The organism is Pseudoalteromonas fuliginea, assembly GCF_000690055.1.
GTDB classification, from domain to species: Bacteria; Pseudomonadota; Gammaproteobacteria; order Enterobacterales; family Alteromonadaceae; genus Pseudoalteromonas; species Pseudoalteromonas fuliginea.
Map to the genome: position 1 here is coordinate 14,319 of NZ_JJNZ01000018.1, position 16,585 is coordinate 30,903.

Below are 16,585 nucleotides of genomic sequence, written 5' to 3' on the forward strand. Positions count from 1 at the left end.
CCTCGTTTAAATTTGTAAGCCCTGAATACGTATGTAATGGGTATCTATCGCACCACCTGAACAGTAACATAATTATAACGTATATTTAACGAGCGATGATTTTTATCTATGTCTTCATATATTTCTCATTTACAAGCCTTTAGAGGCATTGCGATTTTAAGTATTGTCGCAGCACATGCGTGGTCATTTGCTATTTTTTGGACTGGCGATTTAGATTCCCTCGGTTTAAAAACGCTTTTTTACTCAACTGAACTATTGTTTCACGGCAGCACACTATACTTCGCCATTATTTCGGGATTACTTTTCAGCAAAATTTTACAGAATAAAGGGTGGATTTCATTTTATAAGAGTAAAATACTAAATGTTGTTTTACCCTATGTTGCCGCAAGCACAATAGCGACAGCTGTGTACTGGCAATATTATCTTGCTGATGGTGCAGCAACCGATATATCGTTTATTATCACAGTCGCCACAAACCTAGTATCCGGAACCGCAGCTATTCAATTTTGGTACATCCCGATTTTATTAGTACTTTTCATATTGACACCATTGCTAGATTTTGTGAATAAACGCACACCAAAGCTGATGTTTTTTCTTGCATGCGTGCCCTTGGTTATATCCCGCAGCGCCTTTCCTGATTTTCTAAGCATGCAGAGTTTGGTGTATTTTTGTGGTGCATATTGTTTCGGAATGATAATAGGGAGTCATTACGAAAAGACAATGGCTAAGGTCAATCAATATAAAACGTGGTTAATCACTTTTATTGCCTTGATCAGCGCAGCCATCCTTACCCAATATATTAATGAATATAAAGTAGATGGGTGGTATTCATCTCGACAAACTCTTTTCTACATTCAAAAAATATTAGCTTGTTTACTACTCTTAAAGTGGCTTCAAAATATTGAAACACGTCTACCCAAAACCATATGCAACATTGGTGAATATTCGTTTTCTATTTATTTTTACCATGTTTTCTTCGTTGGTTTTCTAATTATGGGCCTGCAAGACTATATTCAAAGTCATCGAGATGCTTTCATTATCGGCTTATTAGGTATTGCAAATATGATTGTTGGTGTCGGTGCAACGATGGCCTTCGCATGGCTAATAAAGAAACCAATAGGGCGACACTCACGAAAGCTAATCGGCACCTAACGTATTGGTACAATTAAATAAGGGTTGTGGTGAGTACTTGTCGTTCGGATAAAAATGTGGGGTTCCTCAAGGTTTGGTCCTTTTGGATTTCAAGTAAAAAATTTGTCATGCCAAACACCGCCTACTAAAAAAGTAACTTAACAGTAAAGTGGAGTGCTTATGTTACGGTGCCATTAATTGAGAGCATGGTGTTATCCAATAAACCTTCATAACTATTAAAAGAAAAAATATCATAATTTATAAGGCCACAAATGTGGCCTTATAATACAAAATTAAACGTAATTATTAATCTAATTCAGCATTTAAAAATACATATACGTAATTACTAAATTCAGGCTTAGTTAAATGCCCGCCTTCAGTAATCGTATCTAAAAGCTTTGCATAACTGTTTGCATCAGTTGCATTACCTGCGTAACCAAACAGAAATAATGTGAGTTCTTCTAATATAACTTCATCAGTAGGTTCAGGAAACACAGTACCAAAAGATAAATCTGGAATTTGACCGCTTATGCCACCTCTTATTGTCCAATCAAATCGGCTTTCTGCTTCATCATCAACCAAAAAGCTGTAATCCCATACTGCTCTTGCAAATCGGCTATCAACATTACTAAAATCAAAGCTTGAATCATTGCTTTCAGTAAATTGAAGTAAACTGAATCCTAAGTCTTCGGTTATAGTAGGTAGCTCTGTCAACTCATAACTACCATCTGAATCTACACTACTTCGAGCATAACTATGCATGTCGATTCGGGCACCATCAACTCTTGTTGGCTCAACCGATGAATCTGTTTGTACATAAAAGTTATGCTCAGTCACCGTTGGGAAAACAAATAGCGGTTCAGGGGAGTTAATGTATGTAAACTGTACAAACTCATAGGAATTTATATCTTCTATATACCCTCGAGTACTAACAGAAGCTGCATTAAAACTGCCTTGATTAGCCACCTCCACACCATCATGGCTAAAATCTGTATCCGTTATTTTTATCACAGACGCATTTTGCGGAACTTCAATAACAGCCACTTTAGCGTCATTTGAAAAGTAAGATTTTGCGGTAAGGTAAAGGTTTTCTGTCGTTGGGCAAATAAAAACAGAATCTGAAATTTCTGAGCCTTCGTATTGATACACCCTGTAATCATTAGGTATTGTATTTAGTTCAGATGTATCTATGCTCACTGCGCGACAACCACAGCTTTCGCTAAACTTATTAAAATGGTATTTACCTAAATTAGTTCTATTTTCAATATCAAGCTCTGTAAATATGTGCGTATAAGCACCATCGGCTTCATCAACAACATCACCCAGTACTGATACATGTTTTGTACCAGAAGGTAGTTCACCTGAAAAACTACCTTGGGCGTCGGTTTTAACAGAGCCGATAGCATCACCATCATCATTGTGAAATACCACATCAGTTTGATACGCAGAATCGGTTCCACACTGGCGAGTTAATGTTTGTAATGAAATGGTTTGAAGCTGAGCAGTGCTGCCGCCATTTGATGAGCTTACAGAGTTCCCCTCTGATGAAGAGCCGCCACATGCGCTGAGCGTTAAAGAAAGTGCAATAGCGAGTGGGGTAAGTATAAATTTATTCATTCTTATTAGTCCATTATGTTTATTCCATTTCATTATCTCAATTTAAATAGGTCAAAAACAGGTTAGCAAGTAACTAAATTGAAATGATTTGTAAACAAAAATAAAACATACACCTCACAAATAAAACCAACAAATAGTCATCCCTGCAAAGTTAAACATTTATTAAAACTAAAGTTACTCGCTAAAACCTAGAATACAGAAGAATGCTAAGTGTCAGGTCTTGTTTCTGCCAAGACCAAAACAAGTATCACGTTTAACACCTTTCCCCGTCACCATGCCCTGAAAATAGGCAAGCATGGATATGTTTTCACGGCGTTATTACCCAGCACACAGTGCATATTCACACCAATCGACGCCATTACTAGGTGCGTAGTCATATTTAAATTGAGTTTAAATAATAAGAACACTTGGTTTTTGAATAAAAAGATCAAGAAAACACAGCTGCCTGCTTAACCGGAACTTTCTAATGGGTGCCCCTTTGATTTTTCTATCGGCTAAAGTAATTATTCACAAAATAATATAGGTAAAAAAATTAAAAGTACGCAAAGCATAAAAATTGCAAAATACACTTTAAATAGTATGGAGACTTGAGCTGGTACCTTGTTTCTATCATTTAATAAATTATAACGTTTTGCATAACAATCAAATAAAAATACACTGCCATAATGAAGTAAACCATGGATCACCATAAAAATATTTAGGGAATAGTAACGATTTCCTGACTCTAAAATATCTTCAACCGTTCTGAGCTTTTCCCCTTTTAAATAAAAGGCTAACGGTAAAAAAATGATAAAAATGACACCTAGACCAATCCCAAATAAAAGTAAGCCAAAAAGTTCGATATCAATAGTCACTTTTCGATCTTTTCATATAAAACCCCTCCCAATTTATCTCCTTTTCCTGAGAAATATTTTCTATCTAGCTACCCGTACCTCCTCCAACTACAATACCGCACCATAGTAAACTTGTTACTCCAGAGGGCAGACCAAAAAACCAAATGAGTTAAACTTTGACTTCATACATCAAACTATCTCGAAGTTTTTCGAACTGTAAGTTGACCTTATCATCTGCAATTATTAACTTATTTAGCCTGCATACCGTTTGGGATATGGCTGAATAATGTTGAACATTAAAAACAACGGCTAACGCTTTCAAATTTTGCCCTGTTAAATCTTGGCATAACTTTATGGCAAACATACAAGGTAAGTTTTTCTCTCTACGCCCTTTCTTAACCGTTACAATATCATGTGTATCTATACAAAAATATTTAGCTAAGTACGCAACAACATCATCAGTTGAACGCCTCTGAACAACAACGCTTTTTTCGTTGTCTGATTTTGCAATATACCCCTTAATATTCTGAATAAATTCATCGCCGCCCAACACCGAAAATAACTTTTTAGCGCCATAAAAAGCACTTATTTCTTTATTGTTTTCATATTCAACAAACTGTTTGTACGCAGCATATTTGAGCTTTTTTCCTTGAAGCGAAAATATAAAGTCTCGAACTAACCATTTTGGCGTCGCTGTTTTTTTGATAAAAGCTGAATAGCTAGACCATTTATAGTCAATTAGCTCATCTACTAACGGTGTACTTGTTTCTATTGGGTTACGATGTATGTAACGACTAACGTGCAGTAAGTAATTATCAGCATCCACCAGCACCGCTTTGTTTTGCAATTCGTTATAACCCAACAGTTAAAAAATATTATCAACGAAAGCTGGCTAAAGCAAACAAGGTAGTCGCTATTAAAACAGTTGCGCATAAGCTTGCAAGAGCGTGTTATCACGTGCTTAAAGACAATGTACCATTCGATGAACACAAGGCGTTTGCTTAGCGTCTATAAAACAAATTAGGTTAACGTGTTGAGCTAGTAATGGGGTTGGTAAAACCATTAGATTTGATTGAGCCTGCACGTTAACCGCTCATATTTTAAATACTGGATATGCCCAATGTTTGAGCCACAAAGGGTTGGTTATGTGTAAGCATAAACCACAGACTTGTTACAGCGCAGTGTGTAGACACAGCCAGAAACTGGACTGACATTGGTACTAAACGATGACTGAGGCGAAAGCCAAGGGCCTTAATTAATCATCAATAATGCTTAATTAGACTGCCTAAATACATATGGCGTTCTTTATTCAAGGAACGGTGCATATTCACACCAATCGACGTCATTACTAGGTGCGTAGTCATATTTAAATTGAGTTTAAATAATAAGAACACTTGGTTTTTGAATAAAAAGATCAAGAAAACACAGCTGCGTGCTTGACCGGAACTTTCTAATGGGTGACCCCTTTGGTTTTCGTAACAGTGCCGGTCATGTTGAAATCATACCACCATTTTTTTCTAACCACCTAATAAACATACCTTTTTATCTAAATTGCGAAACCAACAATCAAAAGCTTTTAATGTACTTATACGAAGTTAAAACTAGGTTTCCTCAGCTATACAGGATAGTTGATGAATTCATGAGTATGGATTCAAATAGTCAGTGTGAAGGTTAACCTTCACACTGAAAACTAATCTACTGCTTAGATAGAGCGTCTCTTAGAGGTTTAAACCTATCATCAACTTTAAAGATCTCAACTTCATACAAATTACTGACAACTTCAGTAATTTCTGAGCTTGTATATAAGTTGTACTCTAATAGGAATCTTATTGTTTTAGGTTTATTTTTTGATGAAGAACCTCTTTGTAATAATGAATAAATAACAGATTCTGTATGAGTATCATCAAAACTGTTTTCTTCACTATTTATAGAAAACTTTTCAAATTTTACACCCAAAATTGATAGATATTCTGCTAATTCATAATTTCCATTTGCTAAAGCGCTATTGAACAAAGTTGTGTTGTCATCATTTCGGCCATAGGGATCTAACCCTAAGTTAATAAGAACTTCAAAATTCTTAGGGTTATGCCTGACTGAATAATCAAGCATTGAGGAAAAGTTAAGATCAAATTGCATTTCAGCCAATTTATTAAAAAGCAATCCCGCATCATGTCCTTTCATACGAATTATCGAATCTAAAATGGAAATGCCTTTTTCATTCCTCCTTTGTATGTCACTCTCACTTAGCTCACCTGCATCTAACATTTTTATTAATTGGTCCGTCAATGTAACACCGCTACTTTTTGATTCTTTATAAATATCCGCAATGGATAGTACATTAGAATTAGGCAGCTTTACCTTTTGAGTTTTTTCAGTATTCATTTTGGAATCAATAATCTTTTTGGGAGCGCCACTTTCAGACTCAGTTATCAAAATAGAAGAGTTATCTAATTTTCTATATGTGTTAAAAGATCCTATATCATTTGACTTTACAAACCATAAGGTAGTGACAACCCCAAAAAAAAAGGAAGTAACGCAAGCAAATACTGTTATATATTTTTTCATTTTTTTGTTTCAGATTTCCTATCTAATTTCATTACAAGTAACCTAACCTCTACATAGACTAACAACCCTACAAACACATACTCAATATTATTGGGAATGAAATCCTGTTCAATGAAGCCATTAGATTTAAGATAGAAATATACCAACAGCCAAAAAACGATTACACTGGCAGACTTTAAATATTGCAAGTTATTCCCCCTTTATTAATTTGTACAATTCTGTAGTAATTTTTCACCTTGAACATCACACCACTTTATTGCTTTATGAACAAGGGCCGAACCAACTGCTCCGCAAAAAGATGCTCCTATCCCCCAAGTTATACGTCCACAAAGGACGCCAGCAGCAGTTGTGGTTAAAAAATACGTATCTTTACAGGACTCAATAGTTAGCTTTGCATTTTCTTCACATTGGTCATCTCTGTATACAATTTCTTTCCCAGTACAGTTCACATCAAAATGAAATGATTCTATAGGATCTACTGCAACAACATCATTAGCATCAAAATTCACTGTTTGTGTCCATCTAGGGGTATCTTGTGGATGATCACCGCAAACAAAGTCCCTAGTTTCTTCAGTTACTGCAAATTTGCAATAAAAATCAGTTAAACCAATATCTTCACCATCATAACAAAAGTCAGCAATTGCAGTGTCAGAAAAAACCGCAAGCAAAAAGCTTAAAAAATAAATATTAATTTTCATATTCGTCCTTGTCTAAGTTGTCACGTAAATGGTAACACAAATGAGAATGAGATGAAGTACCATTAAAATAAAAACTTATCTTTAACACGTATACGAATTTACTTAATCCTAGTAGATGAATACCATTTAACTATAAATTGAATGGTCTTTTATCGAATTAATGCACTCCATCAGAAAACATCATTGCGGCTATAATTAATTTACGGAGTTCGACTTTTCATCAAATAAAAACAACTGTAGCCGCTGAGTTGTTTCTAATAAATAATTTATCTGGTTAATTAGAGTTTGCGCTGTGACTCCAAATGATATTGTCAGTAGAGTGCTTGAGTGTAAGTTTTCATTTTTCTGAATAACTTCAACCCAGATACTGATTCATAATGCGGAGGGCCTGCTCTTGTTTCTTGCCAAGACCAAACACCAGCCTCACGTTTAACACCCTTCCCCGTCATCACGCCCTGAAAATAAGCAATTGATGAGTAATGCATTTCATGGATGAAATGAAAGCCATGCTTGCACATGGATGTGCTTTCATGACGTTTACGTTCACATCGATTGTGGTTTGAAGGATTAAGCGTGATGCTCGGGTGCGCTGAGAGTGTCCAGAGAGGGACCAGCGGCAGCCCCTCTTTGGCTGCTGTCGCCAGCGCGACAAAACCTTGAATAAGGTTTCTAATTTCTAGAAGTACCAAACGTATTCGCGTTATCTGTAATAGTAACCTCTAGCACCTATTTAAATACTTATTCGGGCTATCGCCCGCGCGTCAGCAAGCTGTTCGCCAACAACAGTTAAACACCTTTTGGGCTTCGCCCAACACGCCAGCAAGCTGTGCGTCTACAATGTTTAAACACACACAAAAGCCGTTGCATTGCTGCAACGGCTTTTATAATTTTGATAAATTTTCAAACTATAATGGAACTTACTACCCATTAAAGGTCAAAAAATTAGTCTGTGCTCTTAGTCGCGATAAGTCTCAACCGCAGGGCATGAACATACTAAGTTACGGTCGCCGTATACGTCATCTATACGTGTAACCGTTGGCCAGAACTTGTTTTTAGCCACTGCAGGCACTGGGAATGCAGCGTAAAAACGGTCGTACGCGCGGTCCCATTCGTTACCTAATACGTCGCCTTGTGTATGCGGTGCAAACACTAGCGGGTTGTTTTCGATTGACCATTCGCCAGAGATTACTTTTTCAATTTCGCCTTTAATCGACACCATTGCTTCGATAAAACGGTCAATCTCACCTTTTGATTCAGACTCAGTTGGCTCAATCATTAATGTACCAGCTACTGGGAACGACATAGTTGGTGAATGGAAGCCGTAGTCTTGCAAGCGCTTAGCTACGTCCATTTCAGTAATGCCTGATAGCTCTTTAAGCGGGCGTAAGTCAACAATACATTCGTGAGCAACACGGTTGTTACGGCCACGGTATAAAATTGGGAAGTGCTTGCTTAGCTCATGCGTTAAGTAGTTAGCATTAACGATAGCCATTTCAGTGGCTTGTTTTAAGCCCTCTGACCCCATCATGGTGATGTAAGCCCATGAAATAGGTAAAATAGCAGCTGAGCCGTAAGGCGCTGCCGATACCGCACCGTTACCGATGTTAGTACCTGGTACGTTAATTACGCTGTGGTTTGGCATAAACGGCGCAAGGTGCGATTTAACACCAATTGGGCCAACACCTGGGCCACCGCCACCGTGTGGAATACAAAACGTTTTATGCAAGTTTAAGTGCGATACGTCTGAGCCAATAAAGCCTGGGCTTGTTACGCCAACTTGCGCGTTCATGTTTGCGCCGTCCATGTAAACTTGGCCGCCGTGCTCATGAATAATGTCGCAAATTTCGCGAATTGTTTCTTCGTATACACCATGCGTAGACGGATATGTGATCATAATACACGATAAGTTTTCAGACACTTCCTCAGCTTTCGCTTTAAGGTCGGCCATGTCTACGTTACCGTTTTTGTCGCAGTTAACTACCACAATTTTCATGCTCGCCATTTGCGCTGATGCAGGGTTAGTACCGTGCGCAGAGCTTGGGATTAAACATACATTACGGTGTGCATCGCCGCGTGACTCGTGATATTTACGAATCGCGATTAAGCCTGCATATTCACCTTGCGCGCCAGAGTTTGGCTGAAGTGATACTGCATCGTAACCGGTAATGTTTACTAGCCAGTCGTGTAGCTCGTTAATCATTATTTGGTAACCCTCTGCTTGATCTAGCGGGCAGAATGGGTGAAGGTTTGCAAACTCAGGCCACGTAATTGGGATCATCTCAGCAGTCGCGTTTAGTTTCATGGTACATGAGCCTAACGAGATCATTGAGTGATTAAGCGATAAGTCTTTGCTTTCTAGTCGCTTAATGTAGCGAAGTATGTCTGTTTCGCTGTGGTAGCTGTTAAAGTTTGGATGCGTTAGTACTTCGTCGTCACGTACTAAACTTGCAGGGATTGACTCGCTGCCATTTGCTTCAACGTCGGCTGCAATAGCGTCAACACTTAGGCCATGGCCTTCGCCTAAAATAATATCGAATAACTCAGTAATATCGGCACGTGTTGTTGTCTCTGATACCGAAATTGAGTACTCGCCTTCGAGATTTGTTGCAAAGTTTACGCCTTTTGCAATTGCACGCGCTATTACGTCGTCTTTGCTATCGCTTACTACTGTTAGCGTATCAAACCAAGTGCTGTGCTTAAGTGCGATGCCTTTAGCTTTAAGACCACTTGCTAAAATATCAGCAAAGCGATGTATACGCTGCGCGATAGTTTTTAAGCCTTGTGGACCGTGGTATACCGCATAAAACGCTGCCATGTTGGCAAGTAATACTTGCGCTGTACAAATGTTTGAGTTGGCTTTGTCGCGACGAATGTGTTGTTCGCGCGTTTGCATTGCCATACGTAGTGCGTCGTTACCTAAACGGTCTTTAGATACACCAATAATACGACCTGGTAATGAACGTTTGTACGCGTCACGTGTTGCAAAAAATGCAGCGTGTGGGCCGCCGTAACCCATAGGTACGCCAAAACGTTGAGCCGAACCAAGTACTACGTCTGCGCCTAGCTTACCCGGTGCTTTTAATAGTAATAAACTCATTATGTCGGCAGCAACACAGGCAATGGCCTTTTTGCTTTGTACGCCAGCAATTAGGTCAGTTATGTCTACCACTTCGCCTGATGTAGTTGGGTATTGGAACAATGCGCCAAAAATATCGTGGTTTACGGCATCTTCTGCTTTACCTACAATTATTTCAAAACCAAACTGCTCGGCACGCGTTGTTACTACGTCGATTGTTTGTGTGTGTACGTCGTCGGCAATAAAAAAGGCATTGGCTTTTTTAGCTTTTGATACGCGTTTTGCAAGGCCCATAGCCTCTGCAGCGGCTGTTGATTCGTCAAGTAGTGATGCACTTGCTAAATCAAGACCAGTTAAATCTAGGGTCATAGTTTGGAAGTTTAATAATGATTCTAAACGCCCTTGTGCAATCTCCGGCTGATACGGTGTGTACGCTGTATACCAACCTGGATTTTCTAGTACGTTACGTAAAATTACGTGCGGTACGTTAGTTGGGTGGTAGCCTTGGCCAATGTACGATTTGAAAACTTTATTTTTGCTTGCTACTGATTTTAAGTAGCTTAGTGTTTCAACTTCAGTACGGCTTTGTCCAACTGTTAACGGTTGCTCTAGACGAATGCTAGCCGGTACAGTTTGGTCAATGAGCTCTTGCACACTCGATACTTCTAAAGCACTTAGCATATCGCTTACTTGTGCTGGGCTTGGCCCAATATGGCGGCGAATAAAATCTTGCTTTTGCTCTAGTTCTTCAAGAGATTTGGCGTTTGACATGTGTCCAGATTCCTATGATCCTAAATGCTAATGGGTAACTAGCATTAATTAAAATATTTGACGATTTAACAGTTCACTCAGTATGGGGTTGTGAGCTGTAAAATCATAAAAGCCCCATTTTTATACATTAAACGGGGCTTTTAGTTATCTTCAAAAAATGATTATTCTTCGTCGATAGTGTGCGAGTAACCTTCAGCGTCTAATAAGTTGTCTAGCTCAGACTCGTCAGATGCTTTAATACGGAATAACCAACCGTCGCCATAAGCGTCGTTGTTTACTGTTTCTGGTGAGTCTTCAAGTTCTTCATTAATAGCAACAATTTCGCCACTGATCGGTGCGTAAATATCTGATGCCGCTTTAACCGACTCTGCTACTGCACAGTCTTCGCCGGCGTCTACTTCGTCGCCAACTTCTGGTAATTCAACAAATACCATGTCGCCAAGAAGTTCTTGTGCATGCTCAGAAATACCAACAGTAAATGTACCGTCGCCCTCGTTACGAACCCACTCGTGTGAAGGTGCGTATTTTAACTCGCTAGGAATGTTGCTCATTTTATTTGTCCTTTGGTTTATATTGGGAGGATACCAATCAAAATAATGATTGTGATTGGTATAACCAAATTATTTAAATTATTGATTTACCGTTACGTACAAAGCTAGGCTTTACTACTTTAACGTTTACTAATTTTTTACGCATTTCTACTTGAGCTGTATCGCCTGTTGAACGTGGTACACGTGCAAGGGCTACACTAAAACCAAGTGTTGGTGAGAAAGTACCTGAGGTAATAACCCCTTCACCACCATCAACAATTACTTTAGAACCGCTACGCAAAACGCCTTTTTCTTCAAACACTAAGCCAACAAGTTTGTCAGTGCTTTTTTCTGCGCGTTGCTTAACAAGCACGTCACGACCAATAAAGTCGCGATCTTCTGGTTCCCATGCAATGGTCCATGCCATGTTAGCTGCAAGTGGTGATACGCTTTCGTCCATATCTAGGCCGTAAAGGTTCATACCTGCTTCTAAACGTAGCGTGTCGCGTGCACCTAAACCAGCAGGCGCTACACCTGCGTCTACCAGTTGTTGCCATAAATCGGCTGCTTGGTCGTTCGGTACTACTATTTCGTAACCGTCTTCGCCAGTATAACCCGTTGTGGCAATAAATAAATCACCTACTTGAACACCAAAAAATGGCTTCATACCTTCAACAGCGGCTTGTTGCTCAGCATTTAAAAGAGTGGCTGTTTTTGCTTTAGCGTTAGGGCCTTGTACTGCAATCATTGCAAACTCTGGGCGCTCTGTAACAGTGACGTCAAAGTCGCTCGATATGTTAGCTAAATGCGCTAGGTCTTTTTCGCGCGTTGCTGAGTTAACAACTAGGCGGTAAAACGTTTCGCTAAAGAAATAAATAATTAAGTCGTCTATTACACCGCCTTGCTCGTTAAGCATGCCTGTGTAAAGCGCTTTACCTGGTACGGTTAATTTTGCAACGTCGTTAGCTACTAGCTTACGTAAAAATGCTTTTGCTTGAGGCCCTTCAATATCAACAATAGTCATATGTGATACGTCAAACATACCAGCGTCGGTACGCACGCTATTGTGTTCTTCTATTTGTGAGCCGTAGTTGATTGGCATTTCCCAGCCATGAAAATCAACCATTTTTGCGCCCGCTTCTAGGTGCTTAGCATGTAGTACAGTTTTAGAAGTCATAACATTCCTTCACGTTTAAATTAACCCTGTTTAGGGCGTGGCTTAAATAGATATAAAAACAGGCAAGCATTGTTATGCTTACCTGTTGTTTGTATTCGTTATGCGGCTTCACTATGCATAAGTGCAAAACCTTGCGCTTGCATGTAGCTTTGCCATTTTTGTAATTCTTGTTGTTTAGCGACTAATACAAAGTGTTGTTCGTCGTTATTATCAATGGCGGTAATAAATACATCACCGCTTTGTGCACCGTAACAAAGTTGCGCGTCAGAAAGGCGCAAACCTGGTGTTAATTTAAAAGCATTTACTAGGGTGTCAAATGCATTGCTACCGCTTAGAGTAAAAGTAGCTAGGTCGGTTCGCATTACATAATCGATATCAAAACGAAGTTGTTGCTCATTTATAAGCGCTTGTAATTGAAGGCTTGCGCTGTGTGGCAGTACGAATCTAAACGCAGTTTCACTAAAGTAATAAACAGCAAAGCTGTAGTCAGAATTATAGTCGCCATCAAGCGTGCCTTTTAAGCCTAAACCGCTGGCGGTAAGCTTAGTTAAATCAAGGCCTAAAATAGAACTTAAAAATACACTGGTTTCGGTGCCACTAAAATCCATTACAACATTGCTGCTGTTTGCTTGCAAAGCGTTAGTAACCGCACTACTTGCGTTGCTGTGGCGGGCAAACATTATTGGGTTAAAAGTCATAACAAACACCTGTGTATTTTCAATGCTAAAAGTATATTGCGCGAGGTGTGTAACAACAAATTGTAATTATTTATCAATTGATAAATAATACTTATATATATAGCCATATAAATTGTAATTATAAATATGAAAAACATATCAACCGACAGTTTACGCACCTTTGTAATGGTAGTTGAAGTGAGTGGTTTTGCTAAAGCAGGCGACTTACTTGGCCTATCGCAACCTGCGGTAAGCCTACAAATAAAACGTTTAGAAGATGTGCTTGGCTATAAACTATTTAAAAAACAAGGACAGCGCCAAGTATTAAACCAGTACGGCGAGCTATTACTGCCTATGGCAAAGCAGATGATGCAGCACAACGATGCTATTTTGCAGCAGTTCACCTCAGAAAACATTGCAGGTAAAGTGCGCTTAGGTATTCCGAGCGAATTTGCAGCGCGTATTTTACCCTCAATTATTGGCGACTTTGTGGCACTCTACCCAGAGGTATCGTTAGAAGTTAAATCGCGTTTAAGTAAACATTTGCTTTCGGCCTCAAGGCAAGATCAGTTTGATTTAGTGCTGGCGCTAAATGAGCGTCTCAGCTCTGAAAAATTCCCTATTTTTATGCAAGACAAACTCGTATGGGTAGGCGATTTATCACTTGCACAAAACGACGTGGTTACGCTAGTTACCGCACCAGAGGGGTGTATTTATCGTCGCCGTGCTACTGATGCATTAAAAAGTGCAGGTATAAAATACCGAATTGTCTATAGCAACGCCGATTTAACCGGTCTTATTGCCGCGTTAAAAGAAGGCTTAGGTATTACGGTACTTGCTAAAAGCACAGTACCGAGTGAACTTAACTATCAAGTTCAAACCAAGCATTTACCTGCTCTTGGTAATATTGGTATTAGTTTGGTTAAAAGTTCGGGCGAGTCGGAAAATGCAGTAGATAAACTTGCTGAGTTTATCGCACTACGCTTAGGCTAACACCAATAAACATAACCAATTGAAAAATAAAATGAATTAACGATAATCACATCTAAACTAGTTAATATAAAGCGCTTAAAAGTAAATATACCCAGTTCAAACTTTATAACTAGTTAAGTAATTACAAACTGCTACAAAAGAAATAATTTAGTTAACTAAGTTGCATAAGTAGGTGTTTTTAGTTCTAAAAAACTGAATCATTAAATAGTTAATAACATTGATTCGTATTCGTTAACGTGTTCCAATTACGCCAATTTGGATAATTGACATAATTAGGAACACAATGAACCCTAAATTTTTAGTATCTACCCTAGCAACTGCGGTTGCTTTGTCTTTTAGCGCTACTGCAATAGCAAAAGACACCAGCAATAAAGAACAACGCTTTGAACAAATTACCGTTATTGGCTCTCAGCAGGCAATTAACGATATTCCTGGTTCGGCTACGTTTATTTCTGAAGAAGAGCTTCAAAAATTCCAGTTTACCGATATTTCTCGCGTTTTAGCATCTGTTCCAGGCGTTTACGTGCAAGAAGAAGATGGCTACGGCCTTCGTCCTAATATTGGTATGCGCGGTACAGGTACTGGCCGTAACGATAAAATATCAGTAATGGAAGACGGTGTGTTAGTTGCACCAGCGCCATATTCGGCACCTTCTGCTTACTACTTCCCTACTATGGGTCGTATGGAATCTATTGAAGTATTAAAAGGCGCAGCCTCAGTTAAGTACGGCCCGCGTACTACGGGTGGTGTTTTAAACTTACTTTCTCGCAGCTTACCCACTGAGCCAAATAGCTCAAAAGGTATGGTAGATGCAGCCCTTGGTAGCGACGGTTACTACAAAGGCCACGCTTACTTTGGTAAAGAAAAAAATAACACAGCAGGTTTAATTGAAGTATTTACTTACGGCGCAGATGGCTTTAAAGAGCTGCCAGTAGGTAATGACAACACCGGTTTTGAAAAAACAGATTTACTATTAAAGTTTGGCCACACGTTTGGTCAAAACGATGCGCATAATCTTGAGCTAAAAATTAAGTACTCTGACGAAACATCAGACGAAACATACATGGGCTTAACTGACGAAGATTATAAACAGAGTCCTTACCGTCGTTATGCTGCATCGCAAAACGATGAAATGAATACGCGCCACAACGCATATCAACTTAACTACGCGTACCGTTTTGGTGATGGCTATGAGTTTTTAGCAACCGCTTACTTAAACGATTTTCATCGCAACTGGTACAAAGCCAGCAAAGTAAGCGAAAGCTACCTTGAGCAATACAGCGAATTTGAAGCAAACCCGACAAGCGAAGGCATTGAAGGTATTGCTGTTAAAGCTAATAATCGCGATTACCAAGCTAAGGGTATTCAGTCTGAATTACATATTCCGGCAGGCGATCATTACATCACTGTTGGTGTGCGTTACCACGAAGACGAAATGGATCGTTTTCAGTGGGAAGACAAATACACACTTAATCAAGACCTAAGCTTAACGCTTACAGAGCAAGGCGTTCCGGGCTCTGATAGCAACCGCGTAGATAGTGCCGAAGCAAGCACCTTGTTTATTCAAGACGAGTGGACAATTGATGCATTAGTAATAAGTGCTGGTCTTCGTTATGAAGACATTACTATTACGCGTGAAGAGTGGTCTAAATCAGATCCAACGCGCAGCAACGGTTTAACTAAAGATGTGTCGAACGATACCGAAATTTTAGTTCCGTCGTTAGGTGCTACTTACACGCTTAACGAAAACGTAACGCTACTTGCGGGCATTCAAAAAGGTTATGCGCCAGCAGCACCTGGTAATGCAGACCAAGAAGAAGAAGAAAGCGTAAACATTGAGTTTGGCTCTCGCTTCAACATGGATAGCTTTAGTGGTGAAATAATTGCCTTTTATTCTGACTACGACAACATGCACGGTAACTGTACTGCAGCGGTTGGTTGTAGCGACGACAACATTGGCGACCAATACAACTACGGTGAAGTAGAAGTAGCAGGCTTTGAATTTAGTGCAGCACGTACGTTTGCAACTGATACAGCTATGTTCCCAGTTAAATTAACATACACCTACACAGACTCTGAGTTTAAAAACGATTTTGATTCAGAAATTTGGGGCGCGGTAGAAAAAGGCGATGCAATGCCTTACGTACCAGAAAACCAAGTAGCGTTATCGTTAGGTGCAGAGTTTTCTGCGTTTGTAGTTAACAGCCAAATACGTTACGTATCTGATGCGCATGCTAACTTAACTGAGGCGGGCTTAAACGCAATTGATAGCCGCGTAGTATGGGATTTAGCCGCTAAATACTTAATCGATGAAAATCAAAAAGTATACCTAAGCGTTGATAACTTGTTTGATAAAACATACGTTGCTAACCGTTCAAACGGTGGCATTCAGCCAGGTAAGCCGCGTACTGTACAGATGGGCTACACTTACTCATTCTAAATTAAAAGCTGGTTAAACGGTTCACTAACAGCGTTAATAATTTTTTATGTAAAAGCACTACACATCTAAACTATTAC

General features: G+C 39.3%; 13 protein-coding genes and 1 pseudogene. 4 read left to right on the top strand and 10 right to left on the bottom strand.

Annotated features, from left to right (window positions below):
• Positions 1-108 precede the first annotated feature (108 nt).
• A complete protein-coding gene (locus DC53_RS14485; RefSeq protein WP_033028870.1) occupies positions 109-1,152 on the top strand; it encodes an acyltransferase family protein in 1,044 nt (347 codons plus the stop codon).
• 285 nt (positions 1,153-1,437) lie between these two features.
• Here the strand turns inward: DC53_RS14485 and DC53_RS14480 are convergent, their stop codons facing one another.
• The 3 genes from DC53_RS14480 to DC53_RS14470 all read right to left on the bottom strand — a co-directional run bounded on the left by DC53_RS14480 (position 1,438) and on the right by DC53_RS14470 (position 4,428).
• On the bottom strand, positions 1,438-2,748 hold the full coding sequence (locus DC53_RS14480) for a hypothetical protein (RefSeq protein WP_033028871.1): 1,311 nt from the start codon (positions 2,746-2,748) through the stop codon (positions 1,438-1,440).
• A 503-nt stretch (positions 2,749-3,251) separates the two neighbouring features.
• Entirely contained in the window at positions 3,252-3,602 is a 351-nt protein-coding gene (locus DC53_RS14475) for a hypothetical protein (RefSeq protein ID WP_239462876.1), read from the bottom strand.
• A 148-nt stretch (positions 3,603-3,750) separates the two neighbouring features.
• The gene (locus tag DC53_RS14470; protein WP_239462877.1) at positions 3,751-4,428 is read right to left on the bottom strand and encodes a hypothetical protein; all 678 of its coding nucleotides are present in this window, start codon (positions 4,426-4,428) and stop codon (positions 3,751-3,753) included.
• On the opposite strand from DC53_RS14470, the pseudogene DC53_RS22955 reads away from it, so the two are divergent.
• Positions 4,422-4,586, top strand: a pseudogene (locus DC53_RS22955) (IS110 family RNA-guided transposase); the annotation flags it as partial. The gene DC53_RS14470 and the pseudogene DC53_RS22955 overlap by 7 nt on opposite strands.
• A 690-nt stretch (positions 4,587-5,276) precedes the next feature.
• Here the strand turns inward: DC53_RS22955 and DC53_RS14465 are convergent.
• The 7 genes from DC53_RS14465 to DC53_RS14435 all read right to left on the bottom strand — a co-directional run bounded on the left by DC53_RS14465 (position 5,277) and on the right by DC53_RS14435 (position 13,096).
• Positions 5,277-6,146 (bottom strand): ankyrin repeat domain-containing protein, encoded by an 870-nt coding sequence (locus DC53_RS14465; protein WP_033028872.1) that lies wholly within the window; start codon positions 6,144-6,146, stop codon positions 5,277-5,279.
• 203 nt (positions 6,147-6,349) lie between these two features.
• Positions 6,350-6,844, bottom strand: coding sequence for a hypothetical protein (locus DC53_RS14455; RefSeq protein ID WP_033028874.1), 495 nt, complete (start codon positions 6,842-6,844; stop codon positions 6,350-6,352).
• A 311-nt stretch (positions 6,845-7,155) separates the two neighbouring features.
• On the bottom strand, positions 7,156-7,362 hold the full coding sequence (locus tag DC53_RS21965; protein WP_045984481.1) for a hypothetical protein: 207 nt from the start codon (positions 7,360-7,362) through the stop codon (positions 7,156-7,158).
• A 437-nt stretch (positions 7,363-7,799) separates the two neighbouring features.
• Entirely contained in the window at positions 7,800-10,691 is a 2,892-nt protein-coding gene (gcvP, locus tag DC53_RS14450) for an aminomethyl-transferring glycine dehydrogenase (protein ID WP_033028876.1), read from the bottom strand.
• A gap of 161 nt (positions 10,692-10,852) precedes the next feature.
• Entirely contained in the window at positions 10,853-11,242 is a 390-nt protein-coding gene (gcvH, locus tag DC53_RS14445) for a glycine cleavage system protein GcvH (protein WP_002958029.1), read from the bottom strand.
• Between the two features lie 73 nt (positions 11,243-11,315).
• Positions 11,316-12,398, bottom strand: a complete 1,083-nt coding sequence (gene gcvT, locus DC53_RS14440; RefSeq protein ID WP_007378849.1) for a glycine cleavage system aminomethyltransferase GcvT — start codon at positions 12,396-12,398, stop codon at positions 11,316-11,318.
• 98 nt (positions 12,399-12,496) lie between these two features.
• Positions 12,497-13,096, bottom strand: coding sequence for a hypothetical protein (locus DC53_RS14435; RefSeq protein WP_007378850.1), 600 nt, complete (start codon positions 13,094-13,096; stop codon positions 12,497-12,499).
• A 126-nt stretch (positions 13,097-13,222) separates the two neighbouring features.
• Between DC53_RS14435 and DC53_RS14430 the strand changes: the two genes are divergently transcribed.
• On the top strand, positions 13,223-14,068 hold the full coding sequence (locus tag DC53_RS14430) for a LysR family transcriptional regulator (protein WP_007378851.1): 846 nt from the start codon (positions 13,223-13,225) through the stop codon (positions 14,066-14,068).
• 283 nt (positions 14,069-14,351) lie between these two features.
• Entirely contained in the window at positions 14,352-16,508 is a 2,157-nt protein-coding gene (locus DC53_RS14425; RefSeq protein WP_033028877.1) for a TonB-dependent receptor family protein, read from the top strand.
• Positions 16,509-16,585: the final 77 nt, after the last annotated feature.